Here is a 20,543-nt window from a genome sequence, read left to right on the forward strand (position 1 = left end):
CTGATTGTGTGTGTCAGTATTCGGTGGTCTGTGCTAATGATTTAAAAACCTGGCTGTTATCCGTGCTGGTGGTGCTACGCCAGTGGATCACGCCGGGGGTAGTAGCCAGCTCAAACGGCTCGTCGTCGTGCGCGCGATTGAGAATTCGCGCGGCGCGCCAGGCCATCAGGCTGAGCTGGGGTTCGGCAATACCGAGACGGTGCATCCCGGCATTCACGGCAAACAGGCGGTTGCTCTGCGGGCCGTCCCATTCAAGGGTGAAATCGTTGTTGATGTGAAAAGCTTCGTCGGCATCCAGGTGCAGACGATGGGAGAGTGGCGCCAGAAACGCAGGCTGCGCGGCGCGGTAGCCCGTGGCAAAGATCACCACGTCGCTCTCCAGCTGTTCACGGCCACCGTCGAGGTGATGCTGTAGCGTCAGGCGTTGCCCGTTTTGCAGCCGCGTGAGTGCGGTTACCGAGCGGGACGGCATCAGGTGCGCCCAGGGTTTTTCACGCAGCACTTCAAAGCGGTGGTACATGGCGCGGTAAATCGCCAGCAGGGACTCGGTGGTGATACCGTCAGAGGTCATCTTCTGCTCGTGCAGCATCTGACGACGGGCCTCTTCACCAAGTGTGGAGAAGCTGTCCACGTACTCCGGCGTGAAATACTCGTTGGCAAACGCGGCCTCATCCAGGGCGTTGTAGTTGTTGCGGCGCGACACCCAGTTCAGGCTCAGCGGCTGACCCCACTCCCCGCGGAAGATATTCAAAAACAGATCGGCACCGCTCTGGCCGCCGCCAACGACGGTCACCCGTTTGCCCGCCAAATCTGGCGTGCGCAGCATCATCTCGCTGGCGTGGAAGCAGCTGTCATCCTGCGCGGTCACACAGTCGGGGAGGTTGATCTGTTTACCAATCCCCACGCAGACGTGGCGTGCCAGGAAGCGATCGCGCTGGGTTACTACCTCAAACAGGCCCTTTTTCTCATCAAAACTCACCTGCTGTACCTGCTGGCTGAAGGCGAGGTTGGTGAGGTTTTCCGCCGCCCAGCTCAGGTAATCAGCAAACTCCTCGCGGGAGACAGTGCGCTGCTCGGTGGTCAGAAAACGGTAGAACTTTTTACGCTGTACCAGGTAGTTCAGAAAGCTATGGCGGTTGGTCGGCTCCACGGCGCTGACCAGATCCTTCAGGAAGCTGGTTTGCATGTGGCAGTCCGGCACCATCATCCCCGGGTGCCAGGAGAAATGCGGCTTACGTTCAAGAAACAGTGAACTGAATCCGTCCAGTCCCTCTGCGAGGGCAGCGATGCTGAGGTTAAACGGGCCAATACCAATGCCGATGAAATCATACGTTTTCATTGCGCTGACTCCTGGGAGACCAGAAAAAGGGGGTTATCGAGATCGCAGACGTAGTTAGGCAGCATGCGGCTGCCACCGTCGTGTTCGGAGAAGGTGAGTTTGACCGGGTTGAGGATCACGCGAATGATCTGCGGCTTAAACAGGTCGAACTTCGCGAAACGTTCTGCAAGATCCGGATGTGCGGCCATATAACGGCGCAAAACCTGCGCCAGGATCTGGTAGAAGCGGGTTTCGCTGACGCCGCTTTGCTGCGTGAGACGCGAGATAAAACGCAGCACCGTCACGAAGTTGCCGGTTTGCAGGTCATGGATGATGTACTCCGCGCTCAGGCGCGCCGTGACGGCTTTCACCTGTTGCGGCAGGCTTTCCGCCTGCGGGAAATCTTCATCAACCAGCCGCATATCACCCTGGAAATCCTTCAGCAGAATGCGCTGTGGCACGTAGTCTTTCATCACCAGGGTTACGTTCTGGCCATGGGCGATGAGTGCCACGCCGTAGCGGCAGAGCAGGTGATAGAAGGGGACCACCGTGGCATCGAACAGTTTTTCCAGCCAGGCTTCGGCGGTTAATCCGGAATGGGCAATCCACGCGTCAATCAGCGGGCGTCCGGCGTTGTCGGTCTCCATTAGCGCCGCCATCAGTACCGCCTGCTCGCCGTCCTGCAGATAGCAGGACGGGTTTTCGCGCCAGATCACACCCAGCATCTCCTGATAGCGATAGGGCGCTTTCGGTAGTGCGGCGTAACCGGTATGCGCCAGATATCCGGCGGCGGGTTCGCCAAGCACCTGCGCGCCAGAGCGGGTGAGGGTGGCGTCGCTGGCAAACTGCTGCTGTAACCAACGCGAAGCCAGCGGACCGGCGGCAATGTACTTGCCCGGAATACCGCGATAGCAGGAGGTGTTGTAGATGGTCAGCGGCAGCTTGATGTCATACGGCGCGCGGCGGCTGGCGTTGGTCAGCGTGCGCAGGGACTGTTGGGCCAGATACTCATCGCCAAATTCCCCCAGCTCTACCATCTCACCGCGCGCGAGCTGGGCCAGGAAATGGACGGCAATTTTTTGCTGCCACTGCCACGGGTGCAACGGCACCGGTAGCCAGCTGTCGTCAAGCTTCAGCGCCTGCCAGCGGGCGTCAAAGCGCGCGCGCTCGGCACTGTCCATGGTGCTGGCCAGCAGGGTGTTGATATCGCAATCGACATCGCTGCTCCAGACCAGATGCTCGCGCTGCACGGCAACCCAGTGCAGGCGAAAACGGCCACGGTATTCCGGCGCGTACTGGCGCAGCGCCTCCAGCCCCCAGCCGCGGCGTCCTTTGTTAAAAATGAACTTGGGATGGCCGCTCATCAGACACTGGAGTTCGTCCGGGTCGAGATGAATAAGCGCGTCGGCATCCAGCGTCTCTCGCGCCTGCAGCAGCTGCATGTCGCCCCGCAGCGTGGCGTAAAGATCTTCCAGATGCTCTGCCGTTTGTGCGTCGCTCATCTCCAGCACCGTCGCCAGCTGCAGAAACGCGCTTTCCGCTTCCACGGCGGCTCCGCTGGCGGTGGTCAGACTGGCGGGATCGATATGTAACCAGCCCCAGATGCCGCGCGTGGCGCGAAACTGCCAAGTTTCGCTGCCCATGGTGATTTGCCAGCGGTCAGCGGCCAGCGGCTCGGCGCTCAGGGTACGTTCGTATTCCAGCTCGGCGAGGATCTTCGCCACCATCTCGCGGTTCACTTTTTGCCAGAGTGCGTTCACAGTCCCACCTCGCTGAAGAAGCGGTGACGCTCGCTCATGATGAGGCGCGAACGTTTATGCGGGAAGTCGAACTCTTTAACGGTGTCGAAACCGGCGGAAGCCAGATGGCGGAACAGGCGCTGGTTGTCGAAACGCGGCTCAGCGACAATGCGCGTCGTGCGCGGTTCATCCAGCCACAGATAGTGGCTCAGACCGCGCAGCCAGCTACGGATATACTGCGCGCCGCGCCAGTTCTCTTCGCCGACCAGCATATGCAGCCCACGGTCAAACGGCTGCCAGCGATAGTGGCGTCCGATACGGTCTTCTGCGGCCCAGTAGAGCTCAAAATAGCCGAACGGCTGATCGTCAAAGCAGCCGATAACCGGATAGCAGTACGTCGAGTCGAGCTGACGGCGCAGGTAGTTTTCCTGCTCTTCCTGAGGACCGGCCATCTCCCAGAACGCGTTGACGCGCGGGTTGTTCATCCACTGGGTAAAACGCTCACCGTCCAGCGCCACGTCGGCCACGCGGAAGCTCAGGGTGCGTTTAATTTGTGCATCGTAACGGCGATAGACTTCCCCTTGCGGACGGTGAGGGCGCAGCGGGAAGTAAAGCTGACGGCTCTCATCGAATTGCATGCCACCGCTGGCCTGCGGACGCTCCCCCTGCAGCCACAGCGGCAGCTGCCAGAAGGTCTCACGGGCCAGATAATCGCCACTGGCAAGCGCGAATAACGCCTGCGCCTGTGGTTCATTCTGCCAGGCTGCCCACGGCAGCGTGATGCCGGTCAGTGCCGGTGCGGCGACAAACAGCTGATCCAGCGCCTCGACCAGCCAGCCGTCCGGGATATCGCGCAGGCGCTCCAGCACCGCGCTGCCGTCGAGGCCTAATGTCAGCGGCAGAGACGTGTCCGTTGCGGTGCAACGAAAGCCGTAGCCGGAATGGACGATTTTCGCGTTAGCCATCACGCCTTCTCCTTGTAAAACGGGTTGCTAAAGTCGAAATAGATCACTGCCGGATCGGCAATCGTGTTTTCGTTGCGGTCGTGCAGGTAGCAGAAAAAGTTGCCTTTGCAGTTCCAGGTCGGGCTGTCCAGCACGTAGTCAAGGCAGCGGGTCTGCTTCGCGGTCTGGCGCAGGCTGGCCAGCGCGTCACGCACCCGTGACATCAGGCTCTCTTCGCTGTCGAAACCTGCGGCAGCGAGGGCGGCGGTGACGGCGAGTGTGGAGTTCAACAGCAGGTAATACGGGAAGTAGCGCAGCAGCTGGCTCTCGCCGAAGCGGTTTTCCACCTCGCTTTCACCTGCCTCTTTCAGCCACGCGTCGGCCCCTTCGGTCCAGGCGCTGCCCTGGCAGTCACGGTAGATAAGCCCGACCGGGAAGTCCTGCTGCATCTCCACATGAATGTTTTGCTGATGTGCCAGCAGGACCAGACCGTAATCGGCTTCGGCGCTGAACAGCGGAAGGAGAACGCGGTCGCAATAGGCTTCCAGCCAGCAACGCGCGGCCTGGGCGAGGGGGAGATCCAGACGCTGGCTGAGACGGCGGACCGCAGCCGCCAGCAGGCTGTCACCACCGTCCGGCGCGGCCTGCGTTAGGCTCACCAGCACGTTGGTTTGCGTATCCGGCGTATCAAACAGCAGGTTCACGCGCAGCGCCATCAGGCTCTCTTCCTGAATGACGCCGCTTTCGTCACGCAGACCCGCCCAGCCGTCTTCCTGCATCACGCGCATAGTGGGGTAGCGCGCCTGGAGCTCCTGCCAGCGCGCCGTTTTCGCCAGACGTGCCAGACGCATCCCGCGCTTAACCTCTTTCACCGACAGCGTGCGTACCGAGTTGGTCAGGCGCACGCTCAGGGAAAACTTAATCATGTCGCTGTTGGTTTCGCAGTACAGCGAGCGGGAGGAGCTGGTGGGCAGCCACTGCGCGCCCGCTTCGCCCAGATCCTGCAAGGCTCCCTTCGCCACCAGTCGCTGGCACCAGTCCTGACCGAGCAGGTACTCCGCCTGCCACGGGTGCATCGGCAGCAGCCAGCGGGTGTCGGTGAAATGACCGAGCAGTTCAGGGGCGCTCTGGGCTGCGAAGCGCAGCAGGCGTTCACGCAGGGAGACGTTCAGGCTCTCGCCAGCGATCAGTTCACTCTCAACGGCAAACCAGCGCAGCGGAAAGCGGGAGGCGAAATCGGGCAAATAGCGGCGGGCTTCGGTTTCGTTAAACGGCTCGTGTGACTTCGGGGCCGGATGGAATGCGTGGCCGACCAGCAGCGCCTGTTCCGCCTCGGCGAATGTCAGCGGCGTGTCGCGCAGGTTTGCCCAGCGGTGACGCAAGTCGATCGCCTGCCAGGTATGGGCATGGCTTTCAAGGGCGCGCTGCTTAAAACGCGCCAGCGTATCGGCATCCAGTGAGCCTTTTACATCGGGTTTTTCAAGAATTAAATCAACCAGTTGAGGGAAAGTGACGGCGTCACTACGGTCGCTGTCGGTCTGGATGAGCGTTGCCGGGAAGCGATACTGATGATGCTGGGTTGGGGAGAAATAGTGTACTGAAACCCGGATGGCCTGGGTTTGCGAGAGCGGGATATGGATCTGCGATAGCTCATCCGCAGCGGTAGCGGGGAGATAGCGCCAGTCCTTCGTTTCGCGCAACAGGGCGTTTAAAAAACACTGGGCCGCAACGTCTGTACCGGCAGAGCGGGGCAGAGTACGCATAGATGTACCTCATTCCATGACTGATAATAATTCTCGTTATGATATTCATTCTGTTTACAGTCGCAACTATTTTTGCAATATTTGTTTTCATAAACTTCATGATTTCCACACATTTATTGACACTATCTTCACAATTCTATGCGCTCACTTTCCGACACTCTGACCGACAATCTCATCCCGAAAGCGAACTGGCCCCTGGCATTGTGTGCCGGTTTACTGGGGATTGGGCAAAACGGTTTGCTGGTCATGCTGCCGCAGCTGGTCACGATGACCGAGCTATCGCTCTCCGTTTGGGCGGGTCTGTTGATGTTCGGTTCGATGCTCTTTTTACCGGCTTCGCCCTGGTGGGGACGCCAGAGCGAGCGGCACGGCTGCAAAAGCGTGATGCTGGCCTCGCTGAGCGGCTATCTGGCAAGTTTCTTCGTCATGGCGCTGGTGGTCTGGGCAATGGCGAACGGGATGCTTAATGCCGCCTGGGGGCTGGCAGGGCTTATCCTCTCGCGCACCCTGTACGGCCTGACGGTCTCTGGTCTGGTGCCGGCGGCCCAGACATGGGCCATTCAACGTGCGGGTCTGGAGAAAAGAATGGCCGCGCTGGCGACAATAAGCTCGGGCCTCAGCTGCGGGCGTCTGCTGGGGCCGCCGCTGGCAGCGCTGATGCTCAGCGTTAACCCGGTGGCACCGCTGTGGCTGATGGCTATGGCTCCGTTTATCGCCCTGCTGCTGGTGCTGCGTGAAGTGGCCGATCCACCTTTACCGCCAGTGGCGCAACAGGCGACGCGGCTGCAGGTATCAATGCTGCCTTATCTTATGCTGGCGCTGTTGCTTGCCGCACTGGTGAGCCTGATGCAGCTGGGTCTGTCACCCCATCTCCGTCCGTTGCTGGACGGCAATGCGGCGCAAATCAGCCATCACGTCGCGCTGCTGCTGAGCCTGGCCGCGCTGGCAACGCTCGCTGCCCAGTTTCTGGTGGTGCGTCCGCAGCACTTTCGCCCGATGACGTTACTTTGCCTGGCAGCGGTGTTGATGGTGGTCGGACTTGGGGTGATGTGTCTCGCGGATGTGGCACTGTTCTATGTGGGGATCGTCATTACCTCGCTGGGGGCGGCGATGGCAACGCCCGGCTATCAGCTGCTGCTGAACGACAGGTTAACGACAGGCAAAGGGGCGGGGGTGATCGCCACCAGCCATACGCTGGGCTACGGCGTCAGCGCGTTGCTGGTGCCGCTGGTGACGCGCGCATTCGGTGAAACGTTTTTAATCGTGGCCGCCTGGGCAATGGCGCTGCTGTTTTTAGCCTTGAGCTTTGGGGTACGGTCGGTTGAGCGTACCCCAGAAACAGGGGCCTAGTGGACGTGTCGGGAGGCGGTGCTGCCGGAACCCTCACTCTGGCGCAGACGCTGCAGGGGATCCTGCTGATAAAAATGACAAAAACGTTGCCACAGGGCCGGGAAACGCGGGGCGAACAGCTCCGGAGCGCTAAAGAAATACTCTGACAGCACCGCAAAACATTCGGCCGGATCGGTTGCCGCATAGGCATCAATGCTGGCCGCGCTTTCCCCGACAAGGTCAATCTCATCCTGGATATTTTCCATCGCCGCATGCAGGTCGTGCTCCCAACCGGCGACTTCACGCAGGGGGATCAGCGGAACACCGCTGGCGCGATCGCCGTTGCGGGTATCAAGCTTATGCGCCACTTCGTGAACAATCAGGTTAAACCCGGACGCGTCGAACGAGTCCTGAATATCCAGCCAGTTGAGGATGATGGGGCCTTGCTGCCAGCTTTGCCCGGACTGCACCACGCGCTGGTTATGCACCAGGCCAATATCATCTTCCCACTCGTCATCAACGATAAACGGCGCGGGGTAGATCAGCACTTCGTGGAAGCCATCCAGCCACTCGATACCCAGTTCGAGCACCGGCAGGCAGAAAAGCAGGGCGATACGCGCGCTTTTAAGTGCATCCAGCTCAAACCCCTGCAGCGGAACCAGCCGCTTTTGCTGCAAAAAGCGATCCGCCAGTTGAATGAGCTTTGACTGTTCATCCGGCTGGAGGTTGGCCAGCACGGGGATCGCCAGCGCGTCATCCCACGGCAGCGCCACATGTTGACCAGCGTCATTTGATTTCCAGGGCCACTTAATCATCGCTGTGCTCGCAAACTCGTCACGTGAACAAAATTGAAAGGTCAGGTTCCGTTAACATGCCAAAGAACCCGGCATGAAGGCAACTATAAAACGTAGAGATGTGGGAATGGCAGGAGAGGCCAGCCCTCTGCCATTATTCAAACACTTATCCCGTTTCCTTTCAGTGACAAAAATCCCATTGAGACGATCCCCAGCGGAAAACATGGCACAACGGGTGATACAGAGCGTTTATCGACGTTTGATTTCCCCGAGCGCGTCGATCAGTTGCGCCTTCTCCACGGATATTGGCTTATTGTCCTGAAGCGGTGCTAGTACCTCTCTGATTCATAAGTCGCTATTATGAATGTTCGAGTTTCCAGAAAGCGCTAAGGATTGCCAGAATCTATGCCCGTCAATTTCGACCTCAACGATCTTTATGCCTTCAGAGCGCTGGTGGAGTACGGTAACTTCCGTATTGCCGCAGAATCTATCTGCCTCTCCCAGTCCGCCTTAAGCCGCCGCATTGAAAAGCTGGAGACCGCCGTCGGCGCGAAACTGTTCGACAGAACCACCCGGCGCGTGACGCTGACGCTCTTCGGGCAGACCTTTGCCGACCGCTGCGGGCAGCTTCTGGAAAACGTGGAAACGATGCTGGCGGACATCGACAAGGTGAGCGAGGAGCGCACCGGGCTAATTACCGTTGCCACCGTGCCTTCGGCGGCCTGCCATTTTATGCCGGAGGTGATCCGCCAGTTTCATCGCCGCTATCCGCGCGTGCGCATCAAGCTTATCGACAGCAGCGCGGGCAACGTCATTGACGCGGTAGCCAGCGGGCAGGCGGATTTTGGTATCTGTTTTGCGAGGAGCCTGCAGCCAGATCTCACCTTTATTCCGCTGGTGGAGGATGTATACGTCGCCGCGTGTCGTCGCGATCATCCGCTGGCGGGACGCAAAAGTCTGACCTGGCAGGCGTTTTATCAGCAGGATTACATCAGCCTGGACATTACATCGGGCAACCGGAATCTGCTCGATCAGATGCTCGGCCATATTAAGCCGGAGCGCCCGGGGATCTGCGAGACGCGCCACGTCACCACGATGCTGGGAATGGTGGAGGCGGGGATTGGTATTGCTGCCGTCCCCGCCATGTCAATGCCGCACTCTGAGCACTCCTTCCTGACGCACATTCCGCTGACCGAGCCCGAGGTCAAACGCACTGTCGGGCTGATCCGGCGCAGCGGGCGTATTCAGTCGTGGATTGCCGCTGAGCTTGAAACACTCATTACTGCACGTTATCGCGCGGCGGAGTGACGGGGAGCATCCCGGTGGCGGTGATGGTCTCCTGCGCGTTTGCTGATGCGAGGTAATCCAGCAGCGCTTTACCTTCGGAAGGATGCTCCGCGTGAGCGGTGACCGCGCCGGCAAAACGGGTGATGTACTGCAGGTTATCCGGCAGTTTGCCGACAAAGGTTACGCCGGGCACGGGTAACAACTCGCTGACCTGCTGGAAACCCACGGCGTATTTCCCTTTTGCCACCTCGGAGGCGACCGGTATGCGCTCCACCTTATGCGCTTTGCCCTCTACCTGTGCTTCAATCCCCAGCTTTTTGAAGAGCTCTGTTTGCACATACCGGCCGCTGGCGCTGTCGGAATAGGCGATGGTGGTGGCCTTAAGCAGAGTCTGTTTGAGCGCGCTATCGGTCGCGATATCCGGTACCGGCGAGCCGGCTTTCACCACCACGCCGATGGGCGAATCCGCCAGTTCAACGCGCGAGCCTTCTTTGACCATCCGGTCCTTCGCCAGGTGCGCCAGTGCATCACCCACCATAATCACCACGTCTGCTTTTTCACCGCGCGCCAGTCGGTTGGGGATCGCCTGCGGCGTCTGTCCCATCGACGGCCCCGGGATCAGCACGATATGGTCGCCCGTCCGGGCTTCATACTGGGGGGCGAGTTTTTCCAGCGCGGCCTTAAAACCGCCTGAAATCATGACCGTCACCTCCTGGGCCAGCGCGCCTGCGCTGGTCGCCAGTATTACCAGCCCGGTCAGACCTGAACGTACAAATATGCGCATATTATCCTCTCTGTACTTGCAGACTCATCGCGCTGCGACGGTAGAGATAAAGCGTTGCCAGCAACGCGCAGATCGCCGCGAAGCTCATCCAGTAGCCCGGGGAGGCTTTATCGCCGGTGTACTCAATCAGGGCCGTTGAAATGACCGGTGTAAACCCGCCGAAGATCGCGGTAGCAAGGCTATACGCCAGTGAGAAACCGGCAACACGCACTTCAACCGGCATGATCTCCGTCAGCGCCGGGATCATCGCGCCGTTATAGAGGCCATAGAGGAAGGAGAGCCACAGCAATACGCTCAGCATCATGGAGAAGCTCGGTGCCTGCGCCAGCAGCGTCAGGGCCGGATAGCTGGTGATCAGCGCCAGCAGCGTCATGGCAACCAGCACCGGTTTACGGCCGAAGCGGTCCGACAGGGCTCCGCCCACCGGCAGCCAGATAAAGTTGGAGATGGCCACCAGCAGCGTCACCAGCAGGCTGTCGGAGGCGCTGAGCATTAATACTTTTTTGCCGAAGGTAGGCGCATAGACGGTGATCAGATAGAACGCGGTGGTGGTCATGGCGACCATCAGCATGCCCGCGACCACAACCGGCCAGTTCGCCAGCAGGGTGGTAAAGACCTGACGCATCGCCAGCGTGTGACGGCGGGTGCGGAACTCCTCGGTCTCTTCCAGCTTGCGGCGCAGGAAGAAGATAAACGGCACAATCAGGCAGCCGAACAGGAACGGGATCCGCCAGCCCCATTCACGAATGGCGCTCTCTTCCAGCATTGCGTTCAGCGCAAAGCCCATTGCGGCGGCCACCATAATCGCCACCTGCTGACTGCCGGACTGCCAGCTGGTAAAGAAGCCTTTGCGACCCGGCGTGGCAATTTCAGCCAGGTAGACCGACACGCCGCCAAGCTCCGCCCCGGCGGAAAAGCCCTGCAGCAAGCGTCCAGCCAGCACCAGCAGTGGCGCCCACAGGCCGATGCTCTCATAAGAGGGGATCAGCACAATCAGGAAGGTGCCGGCCGCCATAATCGACAGGGTGGTGATTAACCCTTTACGGCGACCCACCTTGTCGATGTAAGCCCCGAGGACAATCGCGCCAATGGGGCGCATTAAGAAGCCTGCGCCGAAGACGGCGAAGGTCATCATCAGCGAGGCAAACTCACTGCTCGCCGGGAAGAAGGTATGCGCGATGTAGGTGGCATAGAACCCGAACAGGAAGAAGTCGAATTGCTCAAGGAAATTGCCCGAGGTGACGCGAAGTATCGCGCCCGCTCTTGCGCGAACGGTTGCAGGTGGGGTTGAGGAAATCATGGTCGTCTCCAGTTTTTTATTGACGTGTTGTCCGTCTGTTTCTGAAAACTGGCGCATTAAACGGAAATTAATAAGCGCAAATCACGCATCAACTGATGCGTGCTGCACATTAATGACAGGACGTTGACCGGGATTTACATACCTAACAATAACTTAACAATTCATTGATTTTTCATTCACCATAATTCGCTAAGTGGCTGATATCGCTATTTTGTGATATCGCGCAGAAGGGCAGAGTAGCCGCTGCTCTTGTCGGGTGGCGCTTCGCTTACCCGACCTGTGAATTTTGTAGGCCCGTGCAAGCGTAGCGCCGCTGGGCAAAACTGGCAGAGCGCTCTATTCAGCGCAGCGCCTGTGCAATCGCGCTAAACATCAGCGACGCTTCCAGCGGCTGGGCGCTGAAAGACGGCTCCGCCTGCGGCCAGGTGGACCACTGGACGATCACCAGGTTTTCCTTTTGATTCACCATAATCATCTGGCCAAAAATCCCCAGCGCCCAGAGTGAATCTTTCAGGGAATCCTCTGGCGCGGGCTTAACGTCTTTTGCCGTGGCGGGCACCTCGTTATTCCACCACTGATAGCCGTACAACCCTTTCGGATGCGCGTCTGAGACGGAACCTTTCGCCTGCGTCCAGTCTGACGACTCTTTTACCCAGCCGTCAGGCAGGATCTGTTTGCCCGAAGGGAGCGTACCGTTATGCAGGATAAATTCGCCGAAGCGGCCCCAGTCTTCCAGCGTGGCGTTAAAGCCGTGCGCGCCGACATCGTGCTGGCCTTTACGGTAGGCATGCCATACGCCGTCGTTCGCCATCCCGTACGGCTGCCAGATGCTTTTCTCCAGGTACGCCGCCAGCGTCATACCGGTGGCGCGCTCCAGCACGTCACCCAGCAGCCACGCGCCACCCGATGAATAGGACCAGTTCTCTCCGGCCGGGTGTTCCCGACGTAATCCCTTCACCAGCTTACGCACGCAGTTGTAGGTGCCCGGCTTAGCTTCGCATTCGGTAAGCTGCGCGAAATCAGACTGTGGGTTGGTGTAGTCTTCGTTCCACGCCACGCCAGAGGTGTGAGTGATGAGCTGTCTCAGCGTCACGCCATCCCACGCCGTGCCTTTTAAATCGGGTTCGTAGCGGGTGATAAGATCGTCAAGGGAGTGGATTTTGCCCTCTTTAAGGGCGACCCCGACCAGCCCAGAGACCACGGATTTCCCCACCGAACGTGATGTCCAGAGCGTGGAATCGGTATTGCCTTCACCCAGATATTTCCACGCTATTTTGCCGTCCTTCAGCACCAGCATGCCGCTGACGTTCTGGCGTTTCACGTAATCCTGGAGGGTATAGGTCTTGCCATTAACCTGATAGCGGGCGTCGGTAAGCGGTTTCTCTGCTGCCAGCAGCGGTGTGGCCTTTCCGTGGCGGAAAACATCGCCCGCGTAGTTGCGGTAGTCGTTACGAAAGCCCACCACGCGATCCGCCTGACTCCAGGTGAGCATGCTGTGTGTGTCGGGAAGGGTTGCGTCAAACGGTGCAGGGCACTGGTTGAGGTCGGTGCCGTGACAGGCAGCCATAACGGCAGGGGATAAGAGGCTGCTGACCACCAGTGCGGCGAGCAGGCTGCGGTTTAACGTTTTGTTTTTCATGTTTATCTCGTTTGGTTCAGGAAGGACTTCAGTTTAAGAAGCCGCGCCCTATAATAAAAAACGGGTTATGGGGGAAATTCCCCCGAAAAACGGAATGAAGGGAGAGGAAGCGATGGTCTATTCATTTGCCCAGCTGGAGGCGTTTACTGCGGTGGCAGAGCACGGCAGCCTGATGAAGGCGGCCATTAAGCTCGATAAAGACCGTACGACCCTGCGCGATCTGATCGATTTTCTTGAGGACGGGCTGGGTTATGCCCTGTTCCTGCGCGAGGGACGCAGCGTGCGGCTAACGCCTGAAGGGGAACAGCTTCAGCGACAGGCGCACCTGCTGATGCGTCAGGTGAAAGCCTTTGAGGCCTTTGCCAGAGCGGTGCCGGACAGCGCGACGCAGGACATTGCCCTTGTTTACGATCCGTTCACTCCCCGGGCTTTTCTGCAGGCGCTGATTGCAGAAATGGCGGCACAAAAAATACGCCTGAGCCTGACCAGCGCGTCGCGTGACGAGGCCGAAGCCCTGCTGGCGAGCGGAGAGGCGGATTTAGGTATCTGCCAGGCGCGCAACCGTAGCGTGGGTAATGAGATGGAGTGGCGGGCTCTGGGAGCCATCGACATGGATTTTTACGCCGCAGACGCGCTTTTTGCGAAGGTTGCCACGCCGGTTTCGCTGCTCGATCTCTCTCTGGTTCCGCAGGTGGTTATGCATGCCGCGTCAGATGAACCGGTTGCCCGTCGTCTGCAAATTGCCGGGCATACCCTTTTCACTAATGAAATTGAGATGCTGCGCGGCCTGCTGGAGCAGGGCTGTGGCTGGGGCTTTTTGCCGACCCATCTTCATGCGACACAGTGGAAAAACGTAAAAAGGCTGCCCACCGAAGTGGGCAGCCAGGGGATAAGTCAGACGATGGTCACTATCTGGAAGCCGGGCAGCGACAAGCGTGAGAGGATCAATCAAACGTTGTCGCGGCTGCCGGCACTATGGAAACGCTCAGCGCTGTGAACATCCCTGGCACTGTTTGTTCTGGATCTGCTGGAAGAAGTCGTTACCTTTGTCATCCACCAGGATAAACGCCGGGAAGTTCTCCACTTCAATTTTCCAGATGGCTTCCATTCCCAGTTCCGGATACGCCACGCACTCCAGGCTCTTGATGCTGTTTTGCGCCAGTACCGCCGCCGGGCCGCCGATGCTGCCCAGATAGAAGCCGCCGTGTTTGTGGCAGGCATCCGTCACCTGCTGGCTGCGGTTGCCTTTGGCCAGCATGATCATGCTCGCGCCGTGGGACTGCAGTAAATCCACATACGAGTCCATGCGGCCCGCAGTGGTTGGGCCGAGGGAGCCGGAGGCATAACCTTCCGGTGTTTTGGCCGGGCCCGCGTAGTAAATCGGATGGTCTTTAACGTACTGCGGCAGTTCCTCGCCGTTGTCGAGCAGCTCTTTCAGCTTCGCGTGGGCGATATCACGCGCCACGATGATGGTGCCGTTCAGCGACAGGCGGGTAGAGACCGGGTACGCGGAAAGCTGCGCCAGGATCTCGTTCATCGGCTTGTTGAGGTTGATGCTGACCACGTCACCTTCGCCCTGCTGGCGCAGCGATTCAGGAATGTACTGACCCGGGTTGTGTTCCAGTTTTTCAATCCAGATCCCGTCGCGGTTGATTTTCGCTTTGATGTTACGGTCTGCGGAGCAGGAGACACCCATGCCGATTGGGCAGGAGGCACCGTGGCGCGGCAGGCGGATCACGCGGATATCGTGAGCGAAGTATTTACCACCAAACTGCGCACCCAGACCCAGGTTCTGCGCTTCCTGGAGCAGTTCCTGTTCGAGCTGAACATCGCGGAACGCCTGGCCGTGTTCGTCCCCCTCGGTGGGCAGGGCGTCGTAGTAGCGGGTGGAGGCCAGCTTCACCGTTTTCAGTGTCGCTTCCGCGGAGGTTCCGCCAATCACGAAGGCAATATGGTATGGCGGACAGGCCGCGGTACCCAGGGTGCGCATTTTCTCCACCAGATAGTTTTTCAGCTTCGCCGGAGTGATCAGCGCTTTGGTTTCCTGATAGAGGTAGGTTTTGTTGGCTGAACCGCCGCCTTTCGCCATGCAGAGGAATTTGTACTCGTCGCCGTCGACGCTGTAGAGGTCGATCTGCGCAGGCAGGTTGGTGCCGGTGTTCACCTCTTTATACATATCCAGCGCCGCGTTCTGGGAGTAGCGCAGGTTGTCTTCGATGTAGGTGTTGTACACCCCCTGACTCAGCGCGGCTTCATCGCCACCGCCGGTCCAGACGCGCTGGCCTTTTTTACCCATGATGAGCGCTGTGCCGGTATCCTGGCAGGTTGGCAGCACGCCTTTAGCGGCGATTTCAGAGTTACGCAGGAACTGCAGGGCAACGTACTTATCGTTCTGGCTCGCTTCCGGGTCGTTAAGAATGGCGGCGACCTGCTTCTGATGGGAAGGACGCAGCATAAACGCAGCATCGTGGAACGCCTGCTGTGCCAGCAGTGTCAGCGCCTCTGGCTCGACTTTCAGGACTTCCTGACCGTCGAACTCGGCAACGGAGACGTGCTCTTTGGTCAGCAGATAGTATTCGGTGTCGTCGTGCGCGAGTGGGAAGGGGTTTTGATAAAAAAACGGTTTGTTTGACATAGCTTGCTCCAGAAAAATAAAACCGCCGGAGGAGAAGTCCGGCGGTCAGGAATCAGAACATCATGGACATCCACGGATAACCAATCAGCAGCAGGGCCGCCAGGAAGATGGCACCGAAGATAGTGCCCAGGCGCCAGTAGTCTTTGGTTGGCAGGTAGCCACTACCGTAGTAAATCGGGCTTGGGCCGGTACCGTACGGGGTGATGATCCCCATCACACCCAGCGAGGTCACCATCAGCAGGACGAAGACTTCCATATTCATGCCCGGAATGGTGGAGGCGATGGTCAGCATCGCCGGCAGCAGCGCGGTGGTGTGCGCGGTGGTGCTGGCAAACAGGTAGTGCAGCAGGTAGAACGCCAGCAGCAGTACGATGGTGGCAACGCCCGGCGAGATACCGCTCATTAACAGACCGCCCTCTTTACCCAGCCAGCTGATAAAGCCGGTAGAGGAGAGGCCATCTGCCAGCGCGACCAGGGTGGCGAACCAGACGAAGGTATTCCACGCGGCTTTATTGCCGGTGATATCGTTCCACTCCAGCACGCCGGTCCACAGCATCAGACCCACAATCAGCAGGGCAGCCATGGCTGGTTCAATCCACGCGGCGGCGAAGATCCACATCAGCAGCGCACAGCACACGAACACCAGCAGCAGAATTTCATTGCGGGACAGTTTGCCCAGTTTTTCCAGTTCACGGGTTGCCCACAGCGGTACTTCATTATTCACTTTGACTTCTGGTGGGTAGAACCAGTAGGCCAGCAGCGGCATGGTCAGAATCAGCAGGATGCCCAGCGGCAGGAAGGCGAGGAACCAGGTACCCCAGGAGATATCAATCCCTACCGTGCTTTTCACCAGCGCCAGTGCCAGCAGGTTCGGCGCAAGGGCGGAGAGGAACATCGAGCTGGTGATACAGGCCGCGGTGATCGCCACCCACATCAGGTACGAACCAATTTTACGCGCGCTTGGGTCGTTTGTTTTTGAGCCATACAACGGCGGCAGGTTAGCGATGATCGGGTAGATGGTCCCGCCGCTACGTGCGGTGTTGGACGGCGTAAACGGTGCCAGCAGCAGGTCCGCGAAGGTGATGGCGTAACCGAGCGTCAGGCTGCGACGGCCGAGATATTTCACCAGAATCAGCGCCAGACGGCGGCCGAAGCGGGTTTTATCATAGCCCGCGGCGAACATGAAGGCGCCGAAGATCAGCCACACAGTCGAGTTACCAAACCCGCTGACCGCCCACTTAAAGGAGGCACCCGCCAGCTTGAATTTCGGGTCGGCCAGCTGTTCAGGGCTGAACAGCACCCACTGGCTGCACAGCGCAATCGCCACCACGCCAGTCAGACCGATCACCGCGCCCGGCAGCGGTTCGAAGATTAAGCCGACGATCACGCCGACAAAGATCGCGAAGTAGTGCCACGCATAAGGCGGCAGCCCTTCCGGTACCGGAACAAACAGCAGCAGGACGGCGACGATGACGGGCAATGCCATCATCAGCAGTCGTTTTGCTTTCCCATTTGATGCCTGGTTCGCCACAGGGGGCGTTACAGCAGTTTTTGTATTCATAGTTTCACGTCTTAAGTTGTCAAAAATTCGGTCGCACTGAAAAACAAAATTGCTTTCTTAAGTTTCTTTGCTTTTTTTAGTTATTAAAGGTGCTGATTTGTATTTTCAGTAATAGCGATTTAATGCATTTTGGTTTGCGCTAAATTAAAAATTGATGATGTTTTATATTGCGCTTTTGGATGCCATAACTATTGATCGCGATCAAAAAAAGAGAATTGCAGCGTTATTTTTATGCTTTTATTAATAACCACTCTGGCGTATGTGGGTATTACGTATATTATGAGTTCAATTTATCATTTCTGTAACAATACCGAATTTTGATAATTTTTATTTGATTGATTTGTATGGGTTTGATTGGTTTTTGGAGAAATGGTTTTACCATTGATTATTTAACGAATTTTAAATTATTGTGAATGGCTAAATTACAATCGCTAACACCAATGTGTTATTTGTGTTATCGCAGGGATTAAATAGTTTTTTAACTAACGTAATAACTTTAGAAACTAAAAAAATCATTATATTAATATCATGACATCGGCAAATAACGACGAAATAAAAAATCAATCCGATAACGAATTCTTAATTTTTAAAGTTTGGAGTTTCAATTATGAGCACTAACGAACGTATTCTGAGCCCCTTCACATTACCGAATGGCACCGAACTGAAAAACCGTTTGTTAATGGCACCCATGACCACCTGTACTGGCTATTACGACGGCACGGTCACCAGCGAGCTGGTGGAGTACTATCGGGCCCGTTCCGGCAGCATTGGTACCATTATTGTTGAATGCTGCTTTATCGATGATCTCGGCCTTGCGTTCCCCGGCGCGATTGGTATCGATAACGACGAGAAAATCGCCGGGCTGGCGAAAATCGCGGACGCCATTAAATCCAAAGGCTCGAAAGCCCTGCTGCAGATCTACCACGGCGGCCGTATGGTCGATCCAAAACTGATCGGTGGCCGCACGCCGGTTGGCCCAAGCGCCGTTGCCGCGCCGCGTGACGGGGCCGCCACGCCGGTTGCCCTGACCGGTGAAGAAGTGGAAGGCATGATCGGCAAGTTTGGTGAAGCCGTTCGCCGTGCTATTCAGGCTGGTTTCGACGGGGTTGAAATTCACGGCGCAAATACCTACCTGATTCAGCAGTTCTACTCCCCGAACTCTAACCAGCGCGACGACGAGTGGGGCGGCAGCCGCGATAACCGCGCTAAATTCCCGCTGGCGGTGCTGGATATCACGCACAAAATGGTGCGCCAGTACGCGGACGATGCGTTCATTATTGGCTACCGTTTCTCCCCTGAAGAGCTGGAAGTCCCGGGCATCCGCTTTGAAGACACCATGTACCTGCTGGAAAAACTGGCGGCACGCGGTGTGGATTATCTGCACTTCTCCGTAGGGGCGACCCTGCGTCCTTCCATTGTCGACACCCAGGACCCAACCCCGCTCATCAAAAAATATTGCGCCATGCGCTCTGAAACCCTGGCTCAGGTTCCGGTGATGGGTGTCGGCGGCGTGGTAAATGCCGCAGACGTTAACGAGGCGCTGGATAGCGGTTACGACCTGATTGCCGTGGGCCGCGCCACCATCGCTTACCCGGACTGGACTGACCGGATCGCGGCCGGTGAAAGTCTGGAGCTGTTTATGGACAGCACCAAACGCGAAGAGCTGAGCATTCCTGAACCGCTGTGGCGCTTCTCGCTGGTGGAATCGATGATCCGCGATATGAGCATGGGCGAATCAAAATTCAAGCCAGGCATGTTCACTGAGAAGGTGCAGGACGATGTTAACGAACTGGTAATCAACGTCAGTCTGGAAACCGATCGCATCGCCGATATTGCGCTGGCGTCTGGACCGAGCGAAGACGTTGAGTTTGTCACCAGCTTTGAAGAGATCCGCACCCGCATTCTGGACGCCAACACCCCGCACGTGGATGCCATCACGGGTGCAACCAGCCAGAGTGAAGCGGTGAAAAAAGCGGTCTCTAAAGCGATGCTGAAATCCAGCAAAGCGCTTGCGGCAGAAGAGGGCGCTGACCCGAACGCGACCCGCAGCGTGGATGTGGTGGTAGTGGGTAGCGGCGGTGCCGGTCTGGCCGCAGCCATTCAGGCCCACGATGAAGGCGCGAGCGTGCTGATCGTTGAGAAGATGCCAACCATCGGCGGGAACACCATCAAAGCTTCTGCCGGGATGAATGCCGCCGAGACGCGTTTCCAGCGGGTGAAAGGGATCCAGGACAGCAAAGAGCTGTTCTACCAGGAGAGCCTGAAAGGGGGCGGTAACAAGAACAACCCGGAACTGCTGCGCCGCTTCGTGGAGAATGCGCCGCAGGCGATTGAATGGCTGGCAACCCGCGGCATTATGCTGAATGACATCACCACCACCGGCGGGATGAGCATTGACCGTACGCACCGTCCAAAAGACGGCTCTGCGGTAGGCGGCTATCTGATCAGCGGCCTGGTGCGTAACGTCAATAAGCGCAACATCGACGTAATGCTTGATACGTCTGTCAGCGACATCCTGTTCGAAAACGGCGAAGTCACCGGCGTGCGTCTGACCACAGAAGAGAACGAAACCCTTACCGTGACCACTAAAAGCGTCATTGTCGCCACCGGTGGCTTCAGCGCCAACAGCCAGATGGTGGTGAAATACCGCCCTGACCTGGAAGGTTTTGTCACCACCAACCACAAAGGGGCAACCGGCGGCGGTATCGCGCTGCTGGAACGCATCGGTGCCGGTACGGTAGATATGGGCGAGATCCAGATCCACCCAACCGTTGAGCAGAAAACCTCGTACCTGATTTCCGAATCCATTCGCGGCGGCGGGGCGATTCTGGTGAACCAGCAGGGGAACCGTTTCTTCAATGAGATGGAAACTCGCGATAAAGTCTCGGCGTCAATCATCGCACTGCCGGAGAAATACGCGTATATCGTCTTTGACGAGCACGTTCGTGCCAAAAACAAAGCGGCGGATGAGTACATCGCCAAAGGCTTTGTGACCAGCGCCAGCTCGCCAAAAGCCCTGGCCGAGGCGCTGGGAATGGATTACCACGCTTTCCTGGCGACCCTTGAGCGCTACAACGGCTTTGTTGAAAAACAGCATGACGATGATTTTGGCCGTACCACCGCGCTGCGTGCGCCCATCAACGAAGGGCCGTTCTATGCCATTCAGATTGCGCCGGGCGTGCACCACACCATGGGCGGCGTGACCATCAACACCGAAACCTGCGTGCTGGACAGCAACCACAACGTGCTGCCAGGGGCGTTTGCGGCCGGTGAAGTGGTCGGCGGGATCCACGGCGGTAACCGTATCGGCGGTAACGCGGTGGCAGATATCATTATTTTTGGTACGCTTGCAGGACATCAGGCGGCTATGCGTTCGAAAAAGCAGTAAGACCCCTGTGTTGTATGCCGGATACGCGCAGCGTTATCCGGCATTTTCCCCGGCGGCGCGGT

The 20,543-nt window shown here is 57.9% G+C and carries 14 protein-coding genes; 4 read left to right on the plus strand and 10 right to left on the minus strand.

The genetic code is table 11. The features are described 5' to 3' along the window. Positions 1–13 precede the first annotated feature (13 nt). Genes ACOTX3_RS16660 through ACOTX3_RS16675 form a run of 4 tightly spaced genes read right to left on the minus strand, consistent with a single transcriptional unit; the run spans position 14 to position 5,764 of the window. Positions 14–1,339: a lysine N(6)-hydroxylase/L-ornithine N(5)-oxygenase family protein gene (locus ACOTX3_RS16660; protein ID WP_023620164.1), complete on the minus strand. Its 1,326-nt coding sequence runs from the start codon at positions 1,337–1,339 to the stop codon at positions 14–16. After that, entirely contained in the window at positions 1,336–3,078 is a 1,743-nt protein-coding gene (gene iucC, locus ACOTX3_RS16665) for an IucA/IucC family protein (protein ID WP_072205209.1), read from the minus strand. The genes ACOTX3_RS16660 and iucC overlap by 4 nt, the downstream gene beginning before the upstream one ends. Continuing rightward, the gene (locus ACOTX3_RS16670; protein ID WP_058679643.1) at positions 3,075–4,022 is read right to left on the minus strand and encodes a GNAT family N-acetyltransferase; all 948 of its coding nucleotides are present in this window, start codon (positions 4,020–4,022) and stop codon (positions 3,075–3,077) included. The genes iucC and ACOTX3_RS16670 overlap by 4 nt, the downstream gene beginning before the upstream one ends. Continuing rightward, positions 4,022–5,764 (minus strand): IucA/IucC family protein, encoded by a 1,743-nt coding sequence (locus ACOTX3_RS16675; RefSeq protein ID WP_127869252.1) that lies wholly within the window; start codon positions 5,762–5,764, stop codon positions 4,022–4,024. Before ACOTX3_RS16675 ends, ACOTX3_RS16670 begins: the two co-directional genes overlap by 1 nt. A 138-nt stretch (positions 5,765–5,902) precedes the next feature. Here ACOTX3_RS16675 and ACOTX3_RS16680 point away from each other — a divergent pair, with 138 nt between their 5' ends. Beyond that, a complete protein-coding gene (locus ACOTX3_RS16680; RefSeq protein ID WP_058679641.1) occupies positions 5,903–7,114 on the plus strand; it encodes an MFS transporter in 1,212 nt (403 codons plus the stop codon). On the opposite strand, the gene mtfA is transcribed toward ACOTX3_RS16680, so the two are convergent. Beyond that, a complete protein-coding gene (gene mtfA / locus ACOTX3_RS16685) occupies positions 7,111–7,908 on the minus strand; it encodes a DgsA anti-repressor MtfA (protein ID WP_029881844.1) in 798 nt (265 codons plus the stop codon). The genes ACOTX3_RS16680 and mtfA overlap by 4 nt on opposite strands. Positions 7,909–8,292: 384 nt before the next feature. On the opposite strand from mtfA, the gene ACOTX3_RS16690 reads away from it, so the two are divergent. After that, on the plus strand, positions 8,293–9,195 hold the full coding sequence (locus ACOTX3_RS16690; protein WP_029882549.1) for a LysR family transcriptional regulator: 903 nt from the start codon (positions 8,293–8,295) through the stop codon (positions 9,193–9,195). Here ACOTX3_RS16690 and ACOTX3_RS16695 read toward each other — a convergent pair. The 3 genes from ACOTX3_RS16695 to ACOTX3_RS16705 all read right to left on the minus strand — a co-directional run bounded on the left by ACOTX3_RS16695 (position 9,167) and on the right by ACOTX3_RS16705 (position 12,897). Continuing rightward, positions 9,167–9,958, minus strand: coding sequence for a substrate-binding domain-containing protein (locus ACOTX3_RS16695; protein ID WP_058679640.1), 792 nt, complete (start codon positions 9,956–9,958; stop codon positions 9,167–9,169). The genes ACOTX3_RS16690 and ACOTX3_RS16695 overlap by 29 nt on opposite strands. 1 nt (position 9,959) lies before the next feature. After that, complete coding sequence (locus ACOTX3_RS16700) at positions 9,960–11,258, minus strand: MFS transporter (protein ID WP_040019901.1); 1,299 nt, start codon at positions 11,256–11,258, stop codon at positions 9,960–9,962. A 340-nt stretch (positions 11,259–11,598) separates the two neighbouring features. Beyond that, positions 11,599–12,897, minus strand: coding sequence for a serine hydrolase domain-containing protein (locus ACOTX3_RS16705; protein WP_045292555.1), 1,299 nt, complete (start codon positions 12,895–12,897; stop codon positions 11,599–11,601). A 94-nt stretch (positions 12,898–12,991) separates the two neighbouring features. Here ACOTX3_RS16705 and ACOTX3_RS16710 point away from each other — a divergent pair, with 94 nt between their 5' ends. Then, positions 12,992–13,894, plus strand: a complete 903-nt coding sequence (locus tag ACOTX3_RS16710; RefSeq protein ID WP_045292670.1) for a LysR family transcriptional regulator — start codon at positions 12,992–12,994, stop codon at positions 13,892–13,894. Here ACOTX3_RS16710 and fumA read toward each other — a convergent pair. Together fumA and ACOTX3_RS16720 are read right to left on the minus strand one after the other, a co-directional pair. Next, complete coding sequence (gene fumA, locus ACOTX3_RS16715; protein ID WP_058679639.1) at positions 13,883–15,532, minus strand: class I fumarate hydratase FumA; 1,650 nt, start codon at positions 15,530–15,532, stop codon at positions 13,883–13,885. The genes ACOTX3_RS16710 and fumA overlap by 12 nt on opposite strands. A 52-nt stretch (positions 15,533–15,584) precedes the next feature. Beyond that, a complete protein-coding gene (locus ACOTX3_RS16720) occupies positions 15,585–17,093 on the minus strand; it encodes an anion permease (protein ID WP_072205207.1) in 1,509 nt (502 codons plus the stop codon). Between the two features lie 607 nt (positions 17,094–17,700). Here ACOTX3_RS16720 and ACOTX3_RS16725 point away from each other — a divergent pair. Continuing rightward, positions 17,701–20,481 (plus strand): flavocytochrome c, encoded by a 2,781-nt coding sequence (locus ACOTX3_RS16725; RefSeq protein WP_045292552.1) that lies wholly within the window; start codon positions 17,701–17,703, stop codon positions 20,479–20,481. Positions 20,482–20,543: the final 62 nt, after the last annotated feature.

The sequence above is a fragment of the Enterobacter cloacae complex sp. IR5384 genome, from assembly GCF_049237265.1.
In the GTDB taxonomy this organism is placed as follows: Bacteria; Pseudomonadota; Gammaproteobacteria; order Enterobacterales; family Enterobacteriaceae; genus Enterobacter; species Enterobacter cloacae.